Origin of the sequence: Tessaracoccus flavus (genome assembly GCF_001997295.1) — a bacterium.
Taxonomy (GTDB): domain Bacteria; phylum Actinomycetota; class Actinomycetes; order Propionibacteriales; family Propionibacteriaceae; genus Arachnia; species Arachnia flava.
Genome location: NZ_CP019605.1, coordinates 964406 through 986831, shown reverse-complemented (window position 1 = coordinate 986831; position 22426 = coordinate 964406). Strand labels below are relative to the sequence as shown.

Genomic DNA, 22426 nt, shown 5'->3' with positions numbered 1-22426 from the left:
TCCTAATGGCCTAGTTGCCGTTGGCTTGGGTAGATGATGAGGGTGATGCCGTCAAGGCCATACACCTCGATGTGCTCGCCGGCGCTGATGACGACGCTAGGGTCGAAGCTGCGCGCCTGCCAGACCTGACCGTCGACCTTCACCTCACCTGTCACACCGGTGATCTCCGTGGTGGCCACACCGCTCGTCCCCACCAGCGTGTCCAGGCTGGAGCGATAGCCGGGGGCCTTGCGCACCTTCTCGAGAAGAGTGGGCCGTAGCAGGAACAGTGTCGCCACCGCGGTCACGATCGCGACGATGAGTTGCAGCCAGATGAGCGAGGGAAAGATGAGGGCGGTGACGCCGCCCGCGGCCGCACCGACGGCGAGCATGAGCAACGTGAGGTCCAGGGTCAGCAGTTCGGCGGCGGCCAGACCGAGCGCCCCGACTCCCCAGCCGACCCAGAGGTTGTCCCGGATCCAGTCCAGCAGTTCACCCACGTCGGCTCCTCGCGCTCCAGCGGCCCTCGACCTGACCCACCGACAGTGGCATGTCAAACGTCCGGCTGAGGTTCTCGTCGGTCAGCGTGTCGGCGAGCGGGCCCGCCGCCACGACCCGTCCGGAGTTGAGCAGAAGGCAGTGCGTGATGCCCTCCGGGATCTCCTCGACGTGGTGCGTGACGAGCACCGTCGCCGGCGAGTCCGGATCGGTGCAAAGCTCCGACAAGGTGTCGACCAGCGCCTCCCGACCCGCGAGGTCGAGGCCCCCGGCGGGTTCGTCCAGCAGCAGCAGTTCGGGGTCGGTCATCAACGCCCGGGCGATCTGCACCCGCTTGCGCTCCCCCTCGCTCAGGGTGCCGAACGTGCGTTCGGCGAGGCGTTGGACGCGCAGCGAGCCGAGCAGCCGTTCGGCCTGCTCGACGTCGTAATCGTCGTACTCCTCACGCCAGCGCCCGACAACGGCGTAGGCCGCCGACAGCACGACGTCGCGGACCTTCTCGTCGTGCGGAATCCGCTCGGCCAGCGCCGAGGAGGTGAGCCCGATCCGCGGCCTCAGCTCGAATACGTCGACGGCGCCGACCACCTCGCCGAGGACGCCGACGACCCCATCGGTCGGGTAGAGCTGGGCGGAGAGCAACTGGAGCAGCGTGGTCTTCCCGGCTCCGTTGGGGCCGATGACGACCCAGCGCTCTTCTTCGCGGATGACGAGGCTGATCTGGTCGAGCAGAACCGCGTTCCCACGCCTGATCGTTACCCCTGCCAGTTCTGCCACCGATGCCATGACCACAACGCTACCCGACCGATGGTGAGCGCCGCGCTCCGCCACCCTGGGCAGCACCCGGATCATCGCGGGCGGTCGTCGGTCCGGGTTCAGGCTCCGGTGGAGTGGAGCCCTCCGTCGACGTGGACCATCTCGCCGGTGGTGGCAGGGAACCAGTCGCTCAGCAGTGCCACCACAGCCTTGGCCGAGGGGACGGCGTCGCTCGAGTCCCAGGACAGCGGGGCCCGTTCGGCCCAGATGTCGTTGAAGCTGGATGCGCCCGGGATCGCCTTCTTCGCCACCGTGTCCACGGGGCCGGCCGCAACGAGGTTGCAGCGGATCCCATCCGGACCGAGGTAGCGCGCCAGGTAGCGCGACGTGGATTCGAGTGCAGCCTTCGCCACCCCCATCCAGTCATAGGACGGCCAGCTCACCCGGGCATCGAACGTGAGGCCCACGACACTGGAACCGCGGTTGAGCAGCGGCTTGGCCGCCATTGTCAACGACTGCAGCGAGTAGGCCGAGATGTGCAGCGCGTTGCCGACGGTCTCCCAGTCGGTGGTGAGGAATGCACCCCCGAGCGCCTTCTCCGGATCGGCATAAGCGATCGAGTGGACGATGCCGTCGAGCCCGCCGTCGATCAGCACCCCGAGCCGCTCCGGGAGCTCCGCGAGGTGCTCAGGGTCGGTGATGTCGAGCTCGATCAGCGGCGGCACCGTCTCCAGTTTCGAGATGGCCCGCTGTGCGGGGGCGACGGCCCGACCTGCGGCCGAGACCACCACGGTGGCCCCCTCCCGCTGGGCGATGTCCACCACCGCGTAGGCGATCGACGTGCGCATGGTCACGCCGGTGACCAGGATGTTCTTTCCTTCAAGCAACCCCATGAGATCTCCTTGGTGTCTAGTGGCCCATGCCCAGGCCGCCATCAACCGGCAGGACCGCGCCGGAGATGTAGCCGGACGAATCATTGGCGAGGAACAGGACGGCGCGGGCCACGTCATCGACGCTCCCCAGGCGACCGGCTGGGATGCGCTTCCTGTAATCGGCGATGGTGTCCTCCCCGAGCACGGAGGTCATGTCGGTCTCGATGAAGCCGGGTGCGACGACGTTGGCGGTGACGTTCCTGGTCCCCAGCTCGCGGGTCAGGCTGCGGGCCATGCCGACGAGGGCGGCCTTCGACGACGAGTAGTTGATCTGTCCGGGCGATCCGAGCAGCGCCACCACCGATGAGATCAGCACGATCCGCCCGAATCGGGCCCGCATCATCGGGCGGGCTGCGCGCCGCACGACCCGGAAGGTTCCGGTGAGGTTGGTGTCGATCACCGTCTGCCAGTCGTCGTCGGACATCCGCATCAATAGCGTGTCGCGGGTGACACCCGCGTTGGCGACGAGCACCTCGACCGGGCCAAGCTCCTTCTCAATGGTCTCGAACGCCTGGTCGACCTGGCCCTGGTCCGTGATGTCGCAGGTGACGCCAAGGACTCCGTCCGGGACCCCGCCGGAGCGGTAGGTCGCCGCCACCCGGTATCCGGCGTCGCGGAACGCCTCGGCCATGGCCCTGCCGATGCCCTTGGACCCGCCGGTCACGAGCACCACTCTTGATTCAGTCACGGGCAGCAACCTACCGCACCGTAGTTTCCGCAGGAAGAGCTCTTCCCAGCCCCGGACTATGCTGGTTGCCATGGCCAAGGCACCGGATTCGACGCTCATCACGAGCGCGGGTCGCAGCCGCTCGCTCGATCTCGAGGAACGCCAGCGCCGCTATCTGATCACGATGGGCGTGCGCACGGCCTGCTTTCTGCTGTTCCTGGTGGTCCCGGGATGGTGGAAGCTGGCAGCCCTCGCGGGTGCCGCGCTCCTGCCCGCCTTCGCCGTGCTCTTCGCCAACAGCACCGACCACAGGCCGCCAGCAGTGGCGCCGGAGATGAAGGAGCAGGAGGGGCTGCGTGCCCTTCCCGCCTCGCACGTCGTCACAGGCACGGTGGAGGAGACCGAGTGAGCAGACAGGTACGGCGCTGGGTCGCGATGGGTGTGCTCGGAGCGGTGCTGGCCACCGCGTTCGTGCTGCTCGGCCGATGGCAACTGGATCGACTCGACGAGCGACGCACCCAGAACGCGACTGTCCAGGCGCACACGGCCCTGCCCGTCGTCCCGTACTCCGAGGTCATGGACGGCGTCATCGAGGATGACGACCAGTGGTTCCGCGTATCGGCCACCGGCACATACGAGCCCGAGCAGTTCCAGTTGCGCTACCGATCGCTCGACGGAGCGTACGGCAGCGAGGTTTTCGGCGTGCTGAACACCTCCTCCGGCTACGTCCTCATCAATCGCGGGTTCCTCCCCCGCCAGCCCGGATTCCCCGACGGAGAGATGCCGCCGGCGGCCGGCGGTGAGGTGACGGTCACCGGCTACGTGAGGCGCAACATGCGCGGTGACGACAACTCGAAGACACCGCACGAGGGTCAGCTCCGGACCATCGACTCCGAGTTCATCGGTGCCGCGATCGGCGAGGACCTGACCGACGGCTACATCCAGCTCATCGAATCGACCCCTCCTGAGACAGACGTCCTCACGCCGCTGGGCGAGCCCTCACTCGACGAAGGCAACCACCTCAGCTACGCCCTGCAGTGGTTCGCGTTCACCATCATCGGCGTCGTCGGGATGGGAGTGCTCATCCGAGGTGACATCCGCGACCGCGCCAAGGCCCGCGCAAGGGCCTCCGCGGCAGCCGATACGCACGCCCCGGCATGACGACTGTGCTCAGCCAGTGGCTGCGCTGCCCGGTCTGCGCCGCTGACCTCCACGAGACCGAAGGCTCCCTGGTCTGCCCGTCGCGACACGCGTTCGACGTCGCCCGTCAGGGCTACGTCAACCTGACCAGACGACCCGTCCCCAACAACGCCGACACGGCCCCCATGCTCGACGCGCGAGCGAGATTCCTCGCGGCGGGGCACTACGAGGCGTTGGCGGACGCGGTCGCCGCGGCGGCCGGACCCGCCGAGCGCATCGTGGAGGTGGGGGCGGGCACCGGTTACTACCTCGCTCGCGCACTGGAGGCGAACCCGGGCGCGCGGGGCCTGGCCACCGACGTGTCCCCCGCGGCGGCCAAACGAGCCGCACGGGCGCACCCGAGAGCAGGATCCATCGTGGCGGACACGTGGGCAGGGCTTCCCCTCCGGGATGGTGTGGCCGACGTGGTGCTGTGTGTCTTCGCACCACGCAACCCGGCGGAGTTCGAGAGGGTGCTCTCCCCCGGCGGGACTCTCGTTGTCGCCGTACCCGGGGCTGACCATCTCGCCGAGCTTCGCGAGCGGTACGACCTCCTCGGCGTCGATCGGGACAAGGCCGAGGCCGTCGCTGCCTCCTTCCCCGGCTGGGGGCACCGCCGCACGGAGGTCCGCGCACAGCTCGAGCTCAGCGCCGACGAGGTGGCCGATCTCATCGCGATGGGCCCGAACGCCTTCCACGGCCCGCCGACGACAACCGCGCCGACGCGGACCACACTCGCGGTCACCGTCGTCTCCCTGACGCGCCCCTGAGCACTAGGGTGAGCCCATGGAGAGTCAGCCGGGACGGGTGACGCCCGGCACGAGGTGGGGGTTCGGCCTCGGCACGTTGGGGCGCGACATGGTCGCAGCGCTCGTCTCGATGTACCTGCTGTTCTACCTGACCGACGTGCTGGACATCTCCGGCACACGCCTGGCCGTCATCACGGCGATCCTCGTCGCGATGCGCATTTTCGACGCGGTCAACGATCCCTTCATGGGGGTGCTCGTCGACAACACCCACACCCGGTGGGGCAAGTTCAAGCCTTGGATCTTCTGGGGTGCGATCCTGTGGGGGGTCGCCACGCTGCTGCTTTTCTTCGACTTCGGAGCCGACGGCTGGGGATACGTCATCGCCTTCACCATCGTCTACCTCGTCTACGAGATCGGCTACACGATCAACGACATCTCGTACTGGTCGATGCTTCCGTCGCTCACCCGTGACCAACCCGAGCGCGAACGGATCGGCGTCGTGGCCCGCATCTGCGCCAACGTCGGGCTGTTCGCGGTCGTGGTGGGCATCGTCCCCATCACGTCGGCGCTCGGCGCCGCGCTGGGGTCGGCGGAGGCGGCGTGGTTCGCGCTCGCTGCCGCGCTCGTCGCCATCATGGTGGTGTTCCAGACGCTCACGCTCGTCTTCGCCCGCGAGCAGGTGACGGCGCGCCAGGAGGCGACACCGCTGCGGGAGTTCCTGGGGGTCATAGTCCGCAACGACCAACTGTTGTGGGTGACCGTCTCGATGGTCGCGTTCATGGCCGGATACATCACCACGACCTCGTTCGGCCTGTACTACTTCAAGTACATCTTCGGTGACGAGGGCGCCTACGCGGTCTTCGCCGCCATCCTCGGGGTCACCCAGATCACCGCGCTGGCGTTGTTCCCCCTGGCCTCAGCGCGGTTTTCCCGGGAACATATCCATCTCGCGGCCACCGCCTCCTGCGTAACCGGCTACCTGGTCTTCCTCGTCTCAGGCGACTCGCTGATCGTCGTCGGCCTTGCCGGCGTGCTGCTCTTCGCGGGGCAGGGCGCCATCCAACTCCTGCTCGTCATGTTCATCGCCGACTCGGTCGAGTACGGGGAGTGGAAGTTGGGTCGCCGAAACGAATCGGTGACGTTCTCCCTCCAACCGTTCATCTACAAGTTGGGCAACGCCATCGCCAGCGCGGTGGTGGGGGCCACCGTCATCTGGTCCGGCATCGACCGCGCCGAGTCGGCCGCTGACGTGACCGACGAGGGCGCGGCTCTCGTGCGGCTGGCCATGCTTGTCGTTCCCGCCCTGCTGATCCTCGTCAGCTATCTGGTCATCCGCTGGCGCTACAGACTGAATGCGACGTTCTACGCTCAGATCGTCGACGACCTCCGGGAAAGGACTCGCCATGGCACGCAAGCTCCTCACGCCTAAGAGCACCGTCGCGTCGCTCTACCGCAACCCCGTCGGGCGTGACGTGGTCGACAAGCTGTTCCTGCAGACAGGCCTGCCGAGACGGCTCATCTACACGATGGGGTTCCTGCGTCTCGGCTGGATCGAGAAGGCCACCGCCCCGGTCACGGGCGGAGGCATGGTCGACATGGTGCTGACCCTGGTCAACGGCGAGCCGGACCGGCCGCTCAAGGGTCGCGCGCCGCACCCCACCCCGTGGTGGCGCGAGGCCGTCATCTACCAGGTGTACCCGCGTTCGTTCGCGGACTCGAACGGCGACGGCGTGGGCGATATCCGAGGCATCGTCGGCAAGCTCGACTACCTGGCCGACCTCGGGGTGGACTGCGTCTGGCTGTCGCCGGTGTTCGCGTCACCGAACGTGGACATGGGCTACGACGTGAGCGACTACCGCGACATCATGGCCGAGATGGGCACCCTCGAGGACATGGACGACCTCATCAAGGGCTGCCACGACCGTGGCATGCGCCTCATCCTCGACCTCGTCGTCAATCACACCTCCGACCAGCACGAATGGTTCAGGCAGGCCGTCGCCGACCCGGAGGGTCCCTATGGCGACTACTACTTCATGGTGGACGGGGATCCCGGCACCCCGCCCAACAACTGGACTTCCTTCTTCTCCGGGTCGGCCTGGGGCTGGAACGAGGAGGCGGGCAAGTGGGTCCTCCACCTCTTCGCGGACGGCCAGATGGACCTCAACTGGGAGTCGGACAGCGTCCGAGACGAGGTCGCCGACATCGTCTCGTGGTGGATGAAGCGGGGCATCGACGGCTTCCGGCTCGACGTCATCAACTACATCTCCAAGCGTCACGGCCTGCCTGACGGCCACCCGTTCATCGGGAAGCTGCTGGAGTTCATCGGCGTCGAGCACTTCTTCTACGGCCCCCGCCTCCACGAGTTCCTCAGGGGGCTCCGCCGAGAGGGCTTCACCCGCCGCGAAGCGCCCGCCTCCACCCCCCGCCGGCGACTGCCGGACGGGACGCTCGGAGAGCCACAGGGACCGGACATGATCGGGTTCATGGTCGGCGAGACGCCGGGCATCGGCATGGAGCTGGGACGCCTGTTGAGCGGATACGGTCGCGGCGAGCTGGACCTGATCTTCAACTTTGACGTGCTCGACAACCCCGGCCACGTCCGCTGGGATCTCTACGACTACCAGCTCTGGTACCTCAAGCGCTTCTACCGCGCCTACGACAAGCACCTGGCGCCGAGCGACTGGATCGCGGTCTTCCTCGACAACCACGACAACCCGCGGATGCTGAGCAAGTTCGCCCACGGCAAGGAGTCCGACCCCGCCGTCCGGACAGCCATCGGCAAGATGCTGGCCACCATCCAGCTCACCATGCGCGGCACCCCCTTCCTCTTCCAGGGGCAGGAGCTGGCCGCGATCAACCACGCCTTCGAGGACGTCGAGCAGCTCCGGGACGTCGAATCGATCAACCGTCACGCGAGCCTCCTGGCCGACGGCATGGATCCGAAGAAGGCGTGGGCTCAGATCCTGGCCGGTTCGCGCGACCACTCACGCGTGCCGATGCGCTGGACGCCAGACGGCGGGTTCAGCGACGGACCCGCCTGGCTGGCCGGCACCGACACGGTCGAGGGGTTCTCGGCCGAGGAGCAGGTGGCCGATCCCGACTCTGTGTATTCCTGGCACAAGGACCTGATCAGCCTGAGGCGTCGCCATCGTGCGCTCACGATCGGTTCCCTGAAGTGGGTGCACAAGCGCAATCGCTTCTACTTCGCCTATCAGCGCAAGCTTGGCGGGGAGGTGTTCCTCATCGAGTGCAACACCTCCGATAAGCGTCGCAAGCGCCCCCACGTCGCGGGGCGGATCGTCCCGGTGATGGGCGGTCCGCGCGGACGCTGGATGGAGCCGTGGGAGGCGACCGTGAGTCGGGTCTACTGACCGTTTCCATCGCGAAGCCAGGGACGAGCGACCGCCCCCATCTGGAAGTCAGCCCTGAGTCCGCACGCCCCCGGAATCCATCGACGCCCCCGAGATATCAGGGGCGTCGATGGTTATCGACGGCGAGTCCCGATCCACGTTGGCGTTGCGGTCTCTGCGTTGGCATTCCAGTCTCTGCGTTGGCGTTCCAGTCTCTGCGTTGGCGCTCTACGGGGACGCGCGACCGGCCCCACCGTCGCCCTGAGTAGGGAGCGAGGGTCAGAGGCCGAGGAACTCGCGGAACTCGATGCAGGCCCGCTCCGCTTCCTCCCGGGTCGGCATCTCGCAGAAGATGCGCAACAACGGCTCGGTGCCGGAGAACCGGGCGATGATCCAACCATTGTCGAAGTAGATCTTGGCGCCGTCGCGATACGAGGTGTCGACGACGGTGGCGCTGAACTCCGGGATCTCCTTGCGCACCATCAAGGTGTCCAGGATCTCCGGCTTGCGCTCGGAGTCGAACTTGAAGTCCATCTCGGCCATGTAGTGGGGCGGGAACTGACCCGTGATCTCGTCATAGATCTGGCTCAACGACTTACCGACCACGGCGATCATCTCGACGAGGAGAGCGGCCGCGTAGATGCCGTCCTTGCCCGAAATGTGCCCTCGGACCGTGAGCCCACCCGAGGACTCCCCGCCGATGATGGCGTCGGTCTCGAGCATTTTCCCGGAGATCCACTTGAACCCCACCGGCACCTCGTAGCACTTCTCCCCGAACATCTCCGCGACGTGGTCGAGCAGGCTGGTGGTGGCGACGTTGCGCACGACCGGGCCTCGCCACCCCTTGTACTTGAGGAGGTAGTAGTAGAGGATCACCAACAGCTGGTTGGGGTGCAGGAAGTTGCCCTTGTCGTCGATGACGCCGAGCCGGTCCGCGTCACCGTCAGTGGCGATGCCCAGCGCGCAGTCGTTGTCGACCACGTAGCGCTTGAGCGTATCGAGCGTGGCGCTCGTCGGCGACGGTATGCGTCCGCCGAAGAGCGTGTCGTGCCTGTCGTGGATGACCTCGACCTCGCACCGCGCGGTCATCAGGATGGTCTGGAGCGATGTGCGCGAGACACCGAACATCGGATCCAAGGCGATCTTGAGGTCGGCCTTGCGGATGGCCTCCATGTCGACCTGATTGATGATCGAATCGATGTAGCCGTTGAACGGGTTGATCTCCCTGACCTTGCCGGACTTCACCGCCTTGTCGTAATCGATCAGGCCGATCCGCTCTTCGCCGTCGCCCTCCAGCGTCTCCATCCTGCGCTCCACGTCGTGGGTCACATCCTCGTCTGCGTCCTTGCCCCCGGCGGTGAATACCTTGATGCCGTTGTAGAGGGCCGGGTTGTGGGAGGCGGTGATCGCCATGCCGTACGGCAGTTTGCGGTCCTTGACCGTCCACATGATCAGGGGGGTGGGGGCCTGGGCGATCTTGATGATCTGGCACGCGATGCCCTCGCCGGCGAAGACTTCGGCCGCCCAGTGCGCCGACACGTCGGAGAGGAAGCGCCGGTCGTAGCCGATCACGATGCCACGCTCAGCGTGGCCCTCCTCCTTGATACGCTGCGCCAGCGCACCACAGAGCAGGCGGACGTTCGCCCGCGTGAACTCGTCACCGATGATCGCTCGCCAGCCGCCGGTACCAAACTTGATTCTCGCCACGGCACCACCCTAAACCTGGCGGCTCTGAGGGCGCTCGCTCTGAGCATTCCGACGAGCGAATGCGCAACTGAGGTGAGCAGACGCTCAGCCTGAATCAGGCGAGGTCGACCAACTCGGCGTAGTCGTCGCTCCAGAGATCCTCGACACCGTCGGGTAGAACGAGCACACGGTCGGGCTCGAGCGCCTGCACGGCGCCCGGGTCGTGGGTGACGAGGACGACGGCGCCGGCGTAGGTGCGGATGGCGTTCAGGACCTCCGCGCGGGAGGCCGGGTCGAGGTTGTTGGTGGGCTCATCGAGGAGCAGGACGTTCGCGGCCGAGACCACCAGCATCGCCAGCGCGAGCCTGGTCTTCTCGCCGCCCGAGAGCACCTTGGCGGGCTTCTCGACGTCGTCTCCGCTGAACAGGAACGAGCCCAACACTTTGCGCACGTCAGTGTCGTTCAGATGAGGCGAGGCCGACAGCATGTTGTGAAGCACGCTGCGCTCGACGTCGAGGGTCTCGTGTTCCTGGGCGTAGTAACCGATCTTCGCCCCGTGCCCGTGCTCGACGCGGCCCGCCGACGGCTCCTCGATGCCGGACAGGATCCGCAGCATCGTGGTCTTGCCCGCACCGTTCAGGCCCAGAATCACGACCTTGGAGCCCTTGTCGATCGCAAGGTCGACCGCGGTGAAGACCTCGAGCGAGCCGTACGACTTGCTGAGGTCGAAGCCGCGCAACGGGGTCTTCCCGCAGGGCGCCGGCTCGGGGAAGCGGATCTTCGCCACCTGGTCGACCGCGCGCTCACCCTCGACGCCGGCCAGCAGCTTCTCGGCCCGCTTGGCCATGTTCTGGGCCGCGACCGCCTTGGTGGCCTTGGCACGCATCTTGTCGGCCTGGGCCATGAGCTGGGATGCCTTCCGCTCGGCGTTCGCGAGTTCGCGCTTGCGACGCTTCTCGTCGGTCTCGCGCTGCTGCAGGTACCGCTTCCAGTTCATGGAGTAGATGTCGAGCTCTGCCCGGTTGGCATCCAGGTGATACACCTTGTTGACCACCGCGTCCAGCAGTTCTGTGTCGTGGGAGATGACGATGAGTCCGCCGGGGAAGGACTGGAGGTAGCCGCGCAGCCACACGATCGAGTCGGCGTCGAGGTGGTTCGTCGGTTCATCCAGCAGCAGTGTGTCGGCGTCGGAGAACAGGATGCGGGCGAGCTCGATCCGACGGCGCTGGCCGCCCGAGAGCGTCTTGAGGGGCTGCGAGAGCACACGTTCGGCGAGGCCGAGGTTGGCCGCGATCCGCGCGGCTTCCGCCTCCGCGGCGTATCCTCCGGCGGCCATCAGAGCGGCCTCGGCACGCGTGTAGGCTGCCATCGCCTCGTCCCGGGCGCGTCCCTCCGAGGTGGACATGGCCTCTTCCGAGCGACGCATTCGCTGAATCACCTGGTCCAGGCCCCGGGCGCCGAGCACGCGGTCCCGGGCGATCTGTTCCGGGTCTCCGGAGCGGGGATCCTGCGGCAGATAGCCGAGCTGGCCAGACCGGACCACCTGGCCCGAGGCCGGTGTACCCTCACCGGCAAGGATCCTGGTCAGGGTGGTCTTGCCTGCGCCGTTGCGGCCCACCAGCCCGATGCGGTCACCGTTGATGACCTGGAACGAGACAGGCGACAACAACAGACGCGCCCCCGCGCGAACCTCAACATCCTTGACCTGCAGCACCTCGTTAGTCTCGCTGCCGGGAGCGCTCAGGGCAAACCGACGCCGCCCTCGCGTCGGAGCCGCCGACGGGCGCTGGCCGCACGACGGGATGTCAGGAGGGAGTCCGCCACGAACACCAGCACGCCCGCCCAGACAAGAGCGAACCCGGCCCAACGAACCGGCGGCATCGGTTCGTGGAGCACCAGCCATCCGAGAAGGAACTGCCCGATCGGCGCGAGGTACTGGAGAATGGCGATGGTGATCATGCTGACGCGTCTGGCCGCGGCCGCGAAGAGCAACAGTGGCACGGCGGTGACGATCCCGGTGGAGACCAGCAGCAGCCCGTAGCCGTCCGCGAGCGTGGCGCTGGACGCCCCCGTCGCCCCCAGGAAGGCGAGGTAGGCGACCGCGAGGGGAGCGACTGCCGCGGTCTCGAGGGCGAGGCCGGGCAGCGCACCAACCGAGCGGCCCGCGACCTTCTTCACGAGGCTGTAGAGGCCGAACGACGTTGCCAGCAGCAGGGCGGTCCACGGCACCTCGCCGTAGCCCCCGACCATGACCGCCACCGACGCGCCGCCGAGCCCCATGGCCACCCACTGCAGTCGGCGCAGCCGCTCCCCCAGCACGAAGATGCCGAGGGCCGCCACCGCGAGCGGGTTGATGAAGTAGCCAAGGGCCGTCTCCAGCGTGCGGTCGGTCAGGACGGCGAAGACGTAGGTGCTCCAGTTCACGACGATGAGGAATCCGGCCGCCACCAGCGCCGCGGTGGTGCGCCGATCCGCCAACACCACCCTCACCGAGTCCCACTGCCGCAGGACGGTCAGCAGGAGGGCGCAGAAGACCAGCGACCACAGGGCCCGGTGGGCGACCACCTCGAGAGCTCCCGATCGAGCGAAGAGGAGGAAAAACAGGGGAAACAGGCCCCACAGCCCATAGGCGGCGAGCCCATAGAGCAGCCCGGCGCGCGCAGGTTGGATCATGGTGGGGTGAGCATAACGCTGGGCACTAGTCTGTTGCCATGACATCGTCGCTGCGCCCAGAGTTCGTGATCCGGGTGATGCTCGTCGAGGATGACCCTCTCGCCCAGCAGGCCATCAAGACGTACCTCTCCCGGTCGGCCGACATCGAGTTGGTCGGCGTGGCAGGCGACGGTGTGGAGGCGCTCGAGCTCGCCCCGACGGTCAACCCCGACGTGGCCATCGTCGACATCCACATGCCGCGCATGGGTGGCATCGAACTCACCGAGCGGCTGACGACGCCCCCGTCGTCGATCCGTGTGGTCTGCTTCACGGCGCTGGGCGACGACCGTGTCATGCTGCAGGCGCTCAACGCCGGCGCCTCCGGATTTCTGCTGAAGTCCGACAGCCCCGGCCTCATCCTGCACGGGGTCCGCAGCGCCTTCAGCGGCGATGCGCTCGTCTCCCCGAAGCTCGTTGCCGCAGCGTTGGCCAACCGTCGCGGTCAGTCCTCCCCACCCCCTGACCTCAGCGCGACCGACAAAGAACTGCTGGGGCTCATCGGGCGTGGGCTGAGCAACGCGGAGATCGCGCAGGAGCTCTACCTCGCCACGAGTACCGTCAAGACCTACGTGAGCCGGCTCCTCGGACGTCTGGAGCGTCCGAACCGCGCGTCCCTCGCCGCTCTCGCGCACGAATGGGGTCTGGTCGAGCCATGACGCCCAGGGGTCGCCGAAAGTTGATCGAGCCGTCAACAAAAGTGCCCGATTCATCCGGCAAAAGCAGGCCAGGCTCGCCCCGGGCCCGCGTCCTGCGTAGCGTCAGAGGAAACTAGCGCGCCGCATTTCAGGAGGACCCCATGCTTGAGCTAGCCGTCGACGCCGCCCCCATCGCCACTGCCAGCTACATCCAGTACAGGCTACTGCGCCCCTCGGTCACCAGCTTGACGAGCAGCACCCGATCGGGCTGGCTGTGCGCACTGCTGCCGTGGGCGTGCCGCTGATCGCTGGCTAGACTCTCGCCATGGTGGCGGAGCAGACAGCACGCGAGCGTGGCGCGTGGATAGAACCTGTCCTCGCCGCGTTGTCCCTGGCGGTCGTGTTCACGCTGCACCCGCTCGAGCACTCGACGCTCCGGCTCCTCGACCTGGTGATCTGCCTGGGCGCCGCGGTCTCCGGCATGGCCCCCCGTTCGGGGGCGCTGATCAGTGGCGTCTCCCTTCTGAGCTATCTGTTCTTTCCCGCGAACCTGGTCAGCGTTGCCGGGCTGACGGTCTTCATCAACATCTTCGCCGCTTTCCGCCGCGGCCTCCCGGAGCGCCTACCGATCACCATCGTCCTCGGCGTGGCCGTTTACCTGACCCTGGTGCGTCACTCGTACGGGGGGACACCGGAGGAACCGGCCGCGACCGTCATGCTGGTGCTGCTCCTGTCCATCGCGCTGGGCGCCGGGCACGGCTGGCACCAATCGAGACGACGCCTGGCCGTGGAGCGTGTCGGCGCCGAGGAGCGGGTGGCAACGATGCGCGTCGAGTTGGCCAGAGATCTGCACGACACCGTGGCCCAGACTCTGTCCCACGCAGCCATGCGCGCCCACATGGCCTCCATGCACCCCGATGCCACGCCGGAACTCACGGCCGAGCTCGAACTCATCGCCGCTGACTGCAGCTCGTCGTCCCAGGATCTGCGCCAGCTGCTGCGCAATCTCCGCGAGCACGACCAGGGCGAGGGACCGGTCGGAGGCCCGCTCGCGGACGTCGAGAGCCTCACCGCCGTCGTCGCCGACCAGGCCGACCGGCTGCGCGCCGAGGGACTCCAGCCGCGGGTGTCGGTCGAGATAGGCCCGGTGAGCGCGGCCCGGGCAACGACGCTGTCCAAGATCGCGGTCGAAGCGACGAGCAACATGATCAAGCACGCGCCGACCGGCTCCGAGTGCGTCATCCAGATCACGGAGGACTGCGACAACCTCGTGGCCTACTTCGGCAACCCCGGCACCGGCAGGCCCCTGGGCCGCAAGGGGCTGGGGCTCGTCGGCATCGAGGAACGCGCGGCCCTGCTCGGAGGGCGCTGCGCCATCGAGCGGGACGGCCGCACGTGGGGTCTGCGCGTCTGGCTCCCGCACGGTTACGAGGCCAGAGACCAGGAACTCAGGCCCCGTGCCGCGACAGGAAGTCCAGAATTGCGCCCTCCCACTGCTCAGGCTGAGAGTCGTTGACCCCGTGGGGTCCGCCCTCGAGGAGGACAACCTCGGCCCCCTCGACGTACTCCGGCATCCGGGTGCTCGACTTGACCGCCGGGACGTTGATATCCCCGTCTCCGTGGATGACCAGCGTCGGCACTGAGATGGAACGGCAGTCGTCACGAAGATCCGTCGCCCACAACAGGATCGCGTCGGCGGCCGTATCGGGATCCGACTGGCGCGCAATGTCCAGAGCCGCTGCCCGCGTCTCCTCGTCAACCTGCAGGCCGCCGGCTTCGGTGCTGTAGAACCACCCGACGAACTGCTCGAGGAATCCGTCCCTGTCCTCACGGCACGCATCCGACATGCTCTGGAACCCATCGAAGGGCATAGCACCGTCGGGGTTGTCGTCGGTGATGCACAGGGCGGGGGTGATCGAACCGGAGAACACGGCGGCCGACACCCGGTCAGCCTCTCCCCTGCCGAGGTACCTGGCCACTTCGCCACCACCCATGGAGAATCCGACCAGCACCACGTCGTTGAGATCGAGATCCTCGAGTACCGTCCCCAGGTCATCGGCAAGGATGTCGTAGTTGATGTCTCCAGTCGGTGCGCTCGATGCACCGAATCCTCTCCTGTCGTACGTGACGATCCGGTAGCCGGCGTCGACGAACGCAGGCACATTGCGGGAGAAGGCCGCCCCCGAGAGCGGCCATCCGTGGACGAAGACCACCGGCCGGCCTGCTCCCCCCGAATCGGTGTAGTGCAGGGTCACTCCATCAGGGGTACTCAGAGTGGGCATCATTGTCCTCCATCTCGGTCGGGCGCTGGTGTCAAGGCTAGTAGCAGCGCGATGCCCCGTCAGCGGAATCGCTGACGGGGCATCGCTCACGTTTCGTGGTGGGGCGCGTGGGACCCGGGGGGGGACGGTCCCTCGGCACCCGACCCCGGGGGGCCAGCACCACGTGACCATGCGCCGGATCGGAGGGACGGAATGCGGGGCTTGGGAGTGCCGGGAATAGCCTCCGCTCGCCACCGAGCCGATCGCCTGGTCAGCGCCCCCTTGGAGGGGGTGCGCTTCTATTCCAGCAAGGACCTGCACACCCCTCAAGGGCTCTCGGGTGCGTGACAACCTTTGCCGAACGCGAGACAACTTTCGGCTACCGAACGCTCGTCGGCGCGGCCACTCGGGTCAGAGGTTGTACCCGACGGCGCGCAGCTGTTCGCGTCCGTCCTCTGTGATCATCTCCAGAGACCACGGCGGCAGCCACACCCAGTTGATCGTGGCGGAGTTGACGAGCCCTTCAAGCACGTACTTCGTGTCGTACTCGATCTTGTCGGTCAACGGACAGGTCGGCGAGGTCAGCGTCATGTCGATCGTGGCGTTGGCCCCGTCGTCGATCTGGACTCCGTACACCAGGCCGAGGTCCACGACGTTGACCATGAGCTCCGGGTCGACGACATCCTTGAGCGCCTCAAGGACCTCGTCCTCGGACGGCACCGCGCTGGGCGAGTCGACGTCGGGCAGGTCGTCCTTGACGAGGTCGCTGGGGCGTTGTTCGGGGGTATACATCAATTCTCCTTGGCAGTTGCTTGCAGGGTGGCATCGCGCATGGCGGACCACCCCAGTAGTGCGCACTTCACGCGCGCGGGAAACTTCGATACACCCGCGAAGGCGATCGCGTCCTCGAACGTGTCTTCGTCAGGCTCGATCCGGCCCTGGCTCTGCATCATCTCGAGGAACTTGTCGTGCAGGTCCAACGCGCTGGCGGTGTCGCCCCCGATGAGCAGGTCGGTCATCACCGACGTCGAGGCCTGCGAGATGGAGCACCCCTCGGCGTGGTAGGAGATGTCCCTGACCGTGCCGCCGTCCAGGTGGACCCGCAGCGTCAGCTCGTCGCCGCACGACGGGTTGACGTGGTGCACCTCGACGTCGTAACCGTCGCGCAGCCCGGAGTGGTGCTTCTCGCGGTAGTGGTCGAGGATGATCGTCTGGTAGAGCTCATCAATGTTCATGTGTGTCCTAGCCCCCGAACCGCGGGGCGAAGTAGTTGCGGGTGAACACCAGGGCGTCGGCGAGCGCGTCGATCTCCGCCGGGGTGGTGTAAAGGTAGCTGGACGCGCGCGTGGAGCTCTGGTGACCCAGCCTCTTGTGCAGCGGCCGCGCACAGTGGTGCCCCCCTCGGATGGCGACGCCACGCGAGTCGAGCACCTGCATCACGTCGTGCGGGTGGACCCCCTGCAGGTTGAACGAGAGTGCGCTGCCGCGCTCGACTGCCTCGGTGGGCCCGAGGAGGACGAGGCCGTCGATGCTGGTCAGCTTGTCCAGCGCGTACTCGGTGAGGACCTGCTCGTGGTGGGCGATCGCGTCCATGCCGATGGCCGACAGGTAGTCGATGGCGGCGCCCAGCCCCACTGCTTGCGCGATGGGTGGAGTGCCTGCCTCGAAGCGGTGCGGGGGTGGCGCGTACGTCGAGCGCTGCATCTCGACCACTTCGATCATCTCTCCCCCGCCCAGGAAGGGCGGCAATTCGGCGAGCAGCTCGTAGCGCCCCCACAACACGCCGAGGCCGGTGGGCCCGCACATCTTGTGCGCGGTGAACGCGACCAGGTCCGCCCCGAGGGTCGCCACGTCGATGGGTTGATGGGGGACGGCCTGGGAGGCGTCCACGACGACGGTCGCACCGACGGCGTGTGCCTGCTGAGCCACGTCGGCGATGGGGTTGCGGGTACCCAGCACGTTCGAGACCCACGTGAGCGCGACCACGCGGGTGCGCTCGTTGATGAGCGAGTCCCGGCGCGCGCCCTCGAGGTCGAGCCGGCCCTCGTCGGTGACGTCGAACCAGCGCAGCGTCGCCCCTGACCGTTCGCAGGCCATCTGCCACGGGACGATGTTGGAGTGATGCTCCATGACGGAGATGACCACTTCATCTCCGGCTCTCAGCGATGCGCCCAGCGAGTGGGCCGCCAGGTTGAGCGCTTCGGAGGCGTTCTTGGTGAAGACCACCTCCTCGGTCCGCGACGCACCGATGAACGACGCCACCGTGCTCCGAGCGCCTTCGAAGGCCTCGGTCGCCTCGGCGCCGAGCAGATGCATGGCGCGTGCCACGTTGGCGTTGTGCTGCAGGTAGTGCTCGGCGATGGCTTCGACCACCTGGCGCGGCTTCTGCGAGGTGTTGGCGGAGTCGAGATAGACCAGCGGCCACTCCCCCACCCTGCGCTCCAGGATGGGGAAGTCGGCGCGGATGGCCTCGACGTCCAGTGGCGGTGTTGTCACGACCCGACTCTCGATTGGTGGTGGATGGATGGAGCCGCTCAGACCGCGGCCGCTTCCCTGATGTACCGCTCGTAGCCGTCAGCCTCCAACTGGTCGGCGAGCTCCTTGCCGCCTTCGGCCACGATGCGACCGTCCACGAAGACGTGCACGAACGTCGGCTCGATGTAGCGCAGGATGCGGGTGTAGTGCGTGATGAGGACGATGGCACGGTCGCCCTTCTCCGCGAAGCGGTTCACGCCGTCGGAGACGACGCGCAGGGCGTCGATATCCAGCCCGGAGTCCGTCTCGTCGAGGATCGCGGCCTTGGGGTTGAGCAGCTCGAGCTGGGCGATCTCGTGACGCTTCTTCTCGCCGCCCGAGAATCCCTCGTTGACGGAGCGGCCGGAGAACGACTTGTCGAGCTGCATCTGGCCCAGTGCCTTCTCGACGTCCTTCACCCAGGTGCGGACCTTGGGGGCCTCACCGTCGAGCGCGGTCTTGGCCGTGCGGAGGAAGTTGGCAACGGACACACCCGGCACCTCGACGGGGTACTGCATGGCGAGGAAGAGTCCGGCCTTGGCCCGCTCGTCGACGGACATCTCGGTGAGTTCCTGGCCGTCGAGGGTGACCGACCCCTGAGTGATCTCGTACTTCGGGTGGCCGGCGATGGCGTAGGCCAGGGTCGACTTGCCGGAGCCGTTCGGCCCCATGAGAGCGTGGATCTCGCCGGGGTTGATGGTCAGGTTGACGCCCTTGAGGATCTGCTTGGGGCCGTCTTCGGTGAGGACGTCGACGTGGAGGTCGGAGATGACGAGGGTAGACATGGGTGGTGGTTCTCCTGTGTGGGTGAAATTCAGTAGTCGGTGGTGGGGGCTGAGACGTCGATGAAGACGTCGTCGCCGTCGGTGCTGCAGGCGAAGACCCGCACCGGCGCAGTGGCCGGCAGGTTGAGGGCACGGCCGGTGGCCAGGTCGAAGGTGGAGCCGTGCAGGTAGCACTCGATGGTGTCGTCGACGACGTCACCTTCCGAGAGCGGCACGTTCCCGTGGCTGCACTGGTCCTCGATGGCGTAGATCCGTTCCCCGTGGAGCACGATCGCGACCGTCAGGTCGTCGTCGACGTCCACGGGCAGAGGCTTGTCGGCCTCGAGCTCGGACACCTTGCAGACGGCGACGAGGCTCACTGCTCGTCGGCCTTCGTCCGGGTGGAGCCGTGCACGATCTCGAGCTCGCGCTCGATCTCGGCCAGGAGCTTGTCCTCGATCTCCGGCACGCCGATGCGGCGGATGATGTCGATGAAGAAGCCGTGGGCGACGAGCCGGCGCGCCTCGGGCTCGTCGATCCCGCGGCTCATGAGGTAGAAGAGCTGCTGGTCGTCGAACCGTCCCGTCGAGGACGAGTGGCCCGCCCCGGCGATCTCGCCGGTCTCGATCTCCAGGTTCGGCACGGAGTCCGCCTGGCAACCGTCGGTGAGCACGAGGTTCTTGTTGGACTCGTACGTCTCGATGCCCTCGGCGACCTTGCGGATCAGCACGTCGCCGATCCAGACCGAGTGCGCACCCTTGCCCTGGAGCGCCCCGCGGTAGTCCACGTTGCTCTTGGTGTGCGGCGCGTTGTGGTCGACGAACAGGCGGTGCTGCACGTGCTGGCCTGCGTCGACGAAGTAGAGGCCGTAGGACTCCAGCTCGCCGCCGGGGCCGCCGTACCTCGAGTTCTCCTGGAGGCGGATATCTCCGCCGAGGGACGCCGTGACGGTCTTGACGTGCGCGTCGCGTCCGATCTGGACCGACCGCTGCCCACCGTGGACGGAACCGTCCTGCCAGTCCTGCAGCGTGACGATGTTGAGTTGCGCGCCGTCACCCACGATGACGTCGGTCTTCTCCGCGTAGTGCGCCTGGCCGGTGTACCGCAGCACGATGGTGGCGCGGGCGTGGGCGCCCACGGTGATGATCACCTGGTCGCGCGCCTCGCCCCCACGTCCGGTCGCGGTGAACACGACCGGTTCGCCGAGTTCAGCGTTCGCCGGCACATTGATGTGGGTGCGGTGCTTCGCGTCGCGTGCGGCGAACGCCGAGATGCGGTCCGACGGTGCCTCGACGGCCAGTGCCCGGGCCTGCTCGGCCGTGATGTTCTCGACCGTCACGCCCTCGGGTAGGTCCGCGGACCAGTCGAGAGTGCCGACCTCACCGCCTTCAGCCAGAAGGGTCTTGAACCTCTTGAGCGGGGTGAATCGCCAGATCTCCTCGCGGCCGGTCGGCATCGGATGGCTGGCGGCATCCCACGACGGGGTGGGGTGCAGGTGGGATTCCACGGTCTCGATGGCCCCGGCGACGTTCGGGGCCTCAGTGGTGATGGTGGTCAATGTGCTTCCTTCAGCGGTGGTGGTGAGCGGGGGATGGCGGTTCGGATCAGCCGACCGCACCCTCCATCTGCAGCTCGATCAGACGGTTGAGCTCGAGGGCGTACTCCATGGGGAGCTCGCGGGCGATCGGCTCGACGAAGCCGCGCACGATCATTGCCATGGCCTCGAGTTCCTCCATGCCGCGGCTCATCAGGTAGAAGAGCTGGTCCTCGGAGACCTTGGAGACCGTCGCCTCGTGGGCCATCGACACATCCTCCTCGCGGACATCCACGTAGGGGTAGGTATCGGAACGGGAGATCGTATCGACGAGCAGCGCGTCACACATGACCGAGGAGGCTGAGTGGCGGGCACCCGGCTCGACCTTCACGAGCCCCCGGTACGAGGAGCGCCCACCGCCGCGGGCGACCGACTTGCTCACGATCGACGACGACGTGTTGGGCGCCGCGTGGACCATCTTCGAGCCCGCGTCCTGGTGCTGGCCCTCGCCGGCGAACGCGATGGACAGCGTCTCGCCGCGGGCGTGCTCGCCCATCAGGTAGACAGCCGGGTACTTCATGGTGACCTTGGAGCCGATGTTGCCGTCGATCCACTCCATCGTGGCGCCCTCCTCGCAGGTGGCGCGCTTGGTGACGAGGTTGTAGACGTTGGTCGACCAGTTCTGGATGGTCGTGTAACGGCACCGCGCGTTCTTCTTGACGATGATCTCGACGACGGCGCTGTGCAGCGAATCCGACGAGTAGATCGGCGCGGTGCATCCCTCGACGTAGTGCACGTAGGCACCCTCGTCGACGATGATCAGGGTGCGCTCGAACTGGCCCATGTTCTCGGTGTTGATGCGGAAGTAGGCCTGGAGCGGAATCGTCACGTTGACACCCTTGGGCACGTAGATGAACGAGCCGCCCGACCAGACAGAGGTGTTGAGCGAGGCGAACTTGTTGTCCCCGACCGGGATGACCGTGCCGAAGTACTCCTGGAACAGTTCGGGGTGCTCCTTGAGCGCCGTATCGGTGTCAAGGAAGATGACCCCCTGACGCTCGAGCTCCTCGTTGATCTTGTGGTAGACCACCTCGGACTCGTACTGGGCCGCGACGCCCGAAACCAGGCGCGCCTTCTCCGCCTCCGGGATGCCCAGCCGGTCGTAGGTGTTCTTGATGTCGTCGGGCAGGTCGTCCCAGGTCTGGGCCTGCCGCTCGGTGGAGCGGACGAAGTACTTGATGTTGTCGAAGTCGATTCCGCTGAGGTCGGCGCCCCAGGTGGGCATCGGCTTCTTGTCGAACATCTTCAGTCCCTTGAGCCGGAGATCGAGCATCCACTGGGGCTCGTCCTTCAGCGCGGAGATGTTGCGGACCACGGCCTCGCTGAGGCCGCGCTGGGCGGTCGAGCCTGCGGTGTCGCTGTCGTGCCACCCCCACTCGTACTTGGAGAGGGCCTCGAGGTGCTCGTCCTGCGTGGCGCCGAGGCCCGGTGCCTTGGGTGCTGTCTGAGTCATATCGGTCACTTTCTTCTGGGAATCAGTGGGGTGGGTAGTGGTCGGGGAATGTGGGTGGTGCACACGCCGTCGCCGTGGGCGATGGTCGCCAACCGCTGCACGTGGCTCCCGAGGAGATGTGCGATCAGGCGGGTCTCCACCTCGCAGATGACGGGGAACTCGGACGCCACGTGGGCGATCGGGCAGTGGTGCTGCAGCAACTGGTCACCGGACGGGAGGGGCCGGATCGACGCGGCGAACCCGTCTGCCGACAGGACGGCCGCCAGCACGCTGATCGCCGGGGCTTCCGGACAGGCGTCGCGCTCAGCGTGGAAGCGTCGCTCGATGTCCGCCAACTGGTCGTGTGCGATCTCCTCGACCGACTCAGGGCCGGCCGCTTCCACGAGCCTACGCAACGCCGCAAGCGCCAACTGGTCGTAACCCTGGCGGAACTCCGCGCGCCCGGCGTCTGTCAGCGCGAAGACCTTCGACGGACGGCCCCTGCCGCGGTGACCATAGATCCGTTGTTCCCGCGATTCGAGCGTCCCGTCCTCCAGGAGCGACGAGAGGTGGCGGCGCACCGCCGCCGGGGTGAGGTCAAGGCGCTCCGCGAGCTGTTTGGCCGTCTGGGGCCCCTCGTTGAGGACGAGGTTGACCACACGTCGACGGGTCGGAACTTCAAGGTGTGTTGTTTCCACAGCTGACCTCCTCCCCGAATTAC

General features: G+C 67.0%; 24 protein-coding genes. 8 read left to right on the top strand and 16 right to left on the bottom strand.

Annotated elements, in window-relative coordinates:
• Positions 1-2 precede the first annotated feature (2 nt).
• The 4 genes from RPIT_RS04400 to fabG form a co-directional block, all read right to left on the bottom strand.
• Complete coding sequence (locus tag RPIT_RS04400; protein WP_077344204.1) at positions 3-470, bottom strand: NfeD family protein; 468 nt, start codon at positions 468-470, stop codon at positions 3-5.
• Between the two features lies 1 nt (position 471).
• Positions 472-1260, bottom strand: coding sequence for an ABC transporter ATP-binding protein (locus RPIT_RS04395; protein WP_077341026.1), 789 nt, complete (start codon positions 1258-1260; stop codon positions 472-474).
• 89 nt (positions 1261-1349) lie between these two features.
• The gene (gene fabI / locus RPIT_RS04390; protein ID WP_077341024.1) at positions 1350-2123 is read right to left on the bottom strand and encodes an enoyl-ACP reductase FabI; all 774 of its coding nucleotides are present in this window, start codon (positions 2121-2123) and stop codon (positions 1350-1352) included.
• A 16-nt stretch (positions 2124-2139) separates the two neighbouring features.
• Entirely contained in the window at positions 2140-2793 is a 654-nt protein-coding gene (gene fabG / locus RPIT_RS04385; protein WP_237267858.1) for a 3-oxoacyl-ACP reductase FabG, read from the bottom strand.
• A 127-nt stretch (positions 2794-2920) separates the two neighbouring features.
• Here fabG and RPIT_RS04380 point away from each other — a divergent pair, with 127 nt between their 5' ends.
• Genes RPIT_RS04380 through RPIT_RS04360 form a run of 5 tightly spaced genes read left to right on the top strand, consistent with a single transcriptional unit; the run spans position 2921 to position 8128 of the window.
• On the top strand, positions 2921-3238 hold the full coding sequence (locus RPIT_RS04380) for a DUF3099 domain-containing protein (RefSeq protein ID WP_162274489.1): 318 nt from the start codon (positions 2921-2923) through the stop codon (positions 3236-3238).
• Positions 3235-3990, top strand: a complete 756-nt coding sequence (locus tag RPIT_RS04375) for an SURF1 family cytochrome oxidase biogenesis protein (RefSeq protein WP_162274488.1) — start codon at positions 3235-3237, stop codon at positions 3988-3990. The genes RPIT_RS04380 and RPIT_RS04375 overlap by 4 nt, the downstream gene beginning before the upstream one ends.
• Positions 3987-4778 (top strand): putative RNA methyltransferase, encoded by a 792-nt coding sequence (locus RPIT_RS04370; RefSeq protein ID WP_077341018.1) that lies wholly within the window; start codon positions 3987-3989, stop codon positions 4776-4778. Before RPIT_RS04375 ends, RPIT_RS04370 begins: the two co-directional genes overlap by 4 nt.
• Before the next feature lie 16 nt (positions 4779-4794).
• On the top strand, positions 4795-6186 hold the full coding sequence (locus RPIT_RS04365) for a glycoside-pentoside-hexuronide (GPH):cation symporter (protein WP_077341016.1): 1392 nt from the start codon (positions 4795-4797) through the stop codon (positions 6184-6186).
• The gene (locus RPIT_RS04360) at positions 6161-8128 is read left to right on the top strand and encodes an alpha-glucosidase (protein ID WP_077341014.1); all 1968 of its coding nucleotides are present in this window, start codon (positions 6161-6163) and stop codon (positions 8126-8128) included. The genes RPIT_RS04365 and RPIT_RS04360 overlap by 26 nt, the downstream gene beginning before the upstream one ends.
• Positions 8129-8386: 258 nt before the next feature.
• On the opposite strand, the gene RPIT_RS04355 is transcribed toward RPIT_RS04360, so the two are convergent.
• The 3 genes from RPIT_RS04355 to rarD form a co-directional block, all read right to left on the bottom strand.
• The gene (locus RPIT_RS04355) at positions 8387-9814 is read right to left on the bottom strand and encodes a phosphoglucomutase/phosphomannomutase family protein (RefSeq protein WP_077341012.1); all 1428 of its coding nucleotides are present in this window, start codon (positions 9812-9814) and stop codon (positions 8387-8389) included.
• Between the two features lie 94 nt (positions 9815-9908).
• A complete protein-coding gene (gene abc-f, locus RPIT_RS04350) occupies positions 9909-11507 on the bottom strand; it encodes a ribosomal protection-like ABC-F family protein (RefSeq protein ID WP_077341010.1) in 1599 nt (532 codons plus the stop codon).
• A 26-nt stretch (positions 11508-11533) separates the two neighbouring features.
• Positions 11534-12466: an EamA family transporter RarD gene (gene rarD / locus RPIT_RS04345; RefSeq protein ID WP_218121518.1), complete on the bottom strand. Its 933-nt coding sequence runs from the start codon at positions 12464-12466 to the stop codon at positions 11534-11536.
• Positions 12467-12504: 38 nt separating this feature from the next.
• Here rarD and RPIT_RS14920 point away from each other — a divergent pair, with 38 nt between their 5' ends.
• The 3 genes from RPIT_RS14920 (at position 12505) to RPIT_RS04330 (ending at position 14656) form a co-directional block, all read left to right on the top strand.
• Positions 12505-13161 (top strand): response regulator transcription factor, encoded by a 657-nt coding sequence (locus tag RPIT_RS14920; protein ID WP_143028179.1) that lies wholly within the window; start codon positions 12505-12507, stop codon positions 13159-13161.
• A gap of 140 nt (positions 13162-13301) precedes the next feature.
• A complete protein-coding gene (locus RPIT_RS14915; protein ID WP_157633336.1) occupies positions 13302-13445 on the top strand; it encodes a hypothetical protein in 144 nt (47 codons plus the stop codon).
• Between the two features lie 20 nt (positions 13446-13465).
• The gene (locus tag RPIT_RS04330; protein WP_077341004.1) at positions 13466-14656 is read left to right on the top strand and encodes a sensor histidine kinase; all 1191 of its coding nucleotides are present in this window, start codon (positions 13466-13468) and stop codon (positions 14654-14656) included.
• On the opposite strand, the gene RPIT_RS04325 is transcribed toward RPIT_RS04330, so the two are convergent.
• From RPIT_RS04325 to RPIT_RS04285, 9 genes are all read right to left on the bottom strand, one after another.
• Positions 14589-15422 carry an alpha/beta fold hydrolase gene (locus RPIT_RS04325; RefSeq protein WP_162274487.1) on the bottom strand — a complete coding sequence of 278 codons (834 nt, stop codon included), beginning with the start codon at positions 15420-15422 and terminating at the stop codon, positions 14589-14591. The two genes, RPIT_RS04330 and RPIT_RS04325, sit on opposite strands and share 68 nt — an antisense overlap.
• Positions 15423-15812: 390 nt before the next feature.
• On the bottom strand, positions 15813-16193 hold the full coding sequence (locus tag RPIT_RS04320) for a metal-sulfur cluster assembly factor (protein ID WP_077341000.1): 381 nt from the start codon (positions 16191-16193) through the stop codon (positions 15813-15815).
• Positions 16193-16636 (bottom strand): Fe-S cluster assembly sulfur transfer protein SufU, encoded by a 444-nt coding sequence (gene sufU / locus RPIT_RS04315; RefSeq protein ID WP_077340998.1) that lies wholly within the window; start codon positions 16634-16636, stop codon positions 16193-16195. Before sufU ends, RPIT_RS04320 begins: the two co-directional genes overlap by 1 nt.
• A 7-nt stretch (positions 16637-16643) precedes the next feature.
• Positions 16644-17897: a cysteine desulfurase gene (locus RPIT_RS04310; RefSeq protein WP_269466366.1), complete on the bottom strand. Its 1254-nt coding sequence runs from the start codon at positions 17895-17897 to the stop codon at positions 16644-16646.
• A 38-nt stretch (positions 17898-17935) separates the two neighbouring features.
• The gene (gene sufC / locus RPIT_RS04305) at positions 17936-18700 is read right to left on the bottom strand and encodes a Fe-S cluster assembly ATPase SufC (protein ID WP_077340994.1); all 765 of its coding nucleotides are present in this window, start codon (positions 18698-18700) and stop codon (positions 17936-17938) included.
• A 29-nt stretch (positions 18701-18729) separates the two neighbouring features.
• A complete protein-coding gene (locus tag RPIT_RS04300; protein WP_077340992.1) occupies positions 18730-19059 on the bottom strand; it encodes a Rieske (2Fe-2S) protein in 330 nt (109 codons plus the stop codon).
• Positions 19056-20297: a Fe-S cluster assembly protein SufD gene (sufD, locus tag RPIT_RS04295; protein WP_418361370.1), complete on the bottom strand. Its 1242-nt coding sequence runs from the start codon at positions 20295-20297 to the stop codon at positions 19056-19058. The genes RPIT_RS04300 and sufD overlap by 4 nt, the downstream gene beginning before the upstream one ends.
• Complete coding sequence (gene sufB, locus RPIT_RS04290) at positions 20284-21726, bottom strand: Fe-S cluster assembly protein SufB (protein WP_077340990.1); 1443 nt, start codon at positions 21724-21726, stop codon at positions 20284-20286. The genes sufD and sufB overlap by 14 nt, the downstream gene beginning before the upstream one ends.
• Before the next feature lie 5 nt (positions 21727-21731).
• A complete protein-coding gene (locus RPIT_RS04285) occupies positions 21732-22403 on the bottom strand; it encodes a helix-turn-helix transcriptional regulator (protein WP_077340988.1) in 672 nt (223 codons plus the stop codon).
• Positions 22404-22426: the final 23 nt, after the last annotated feature.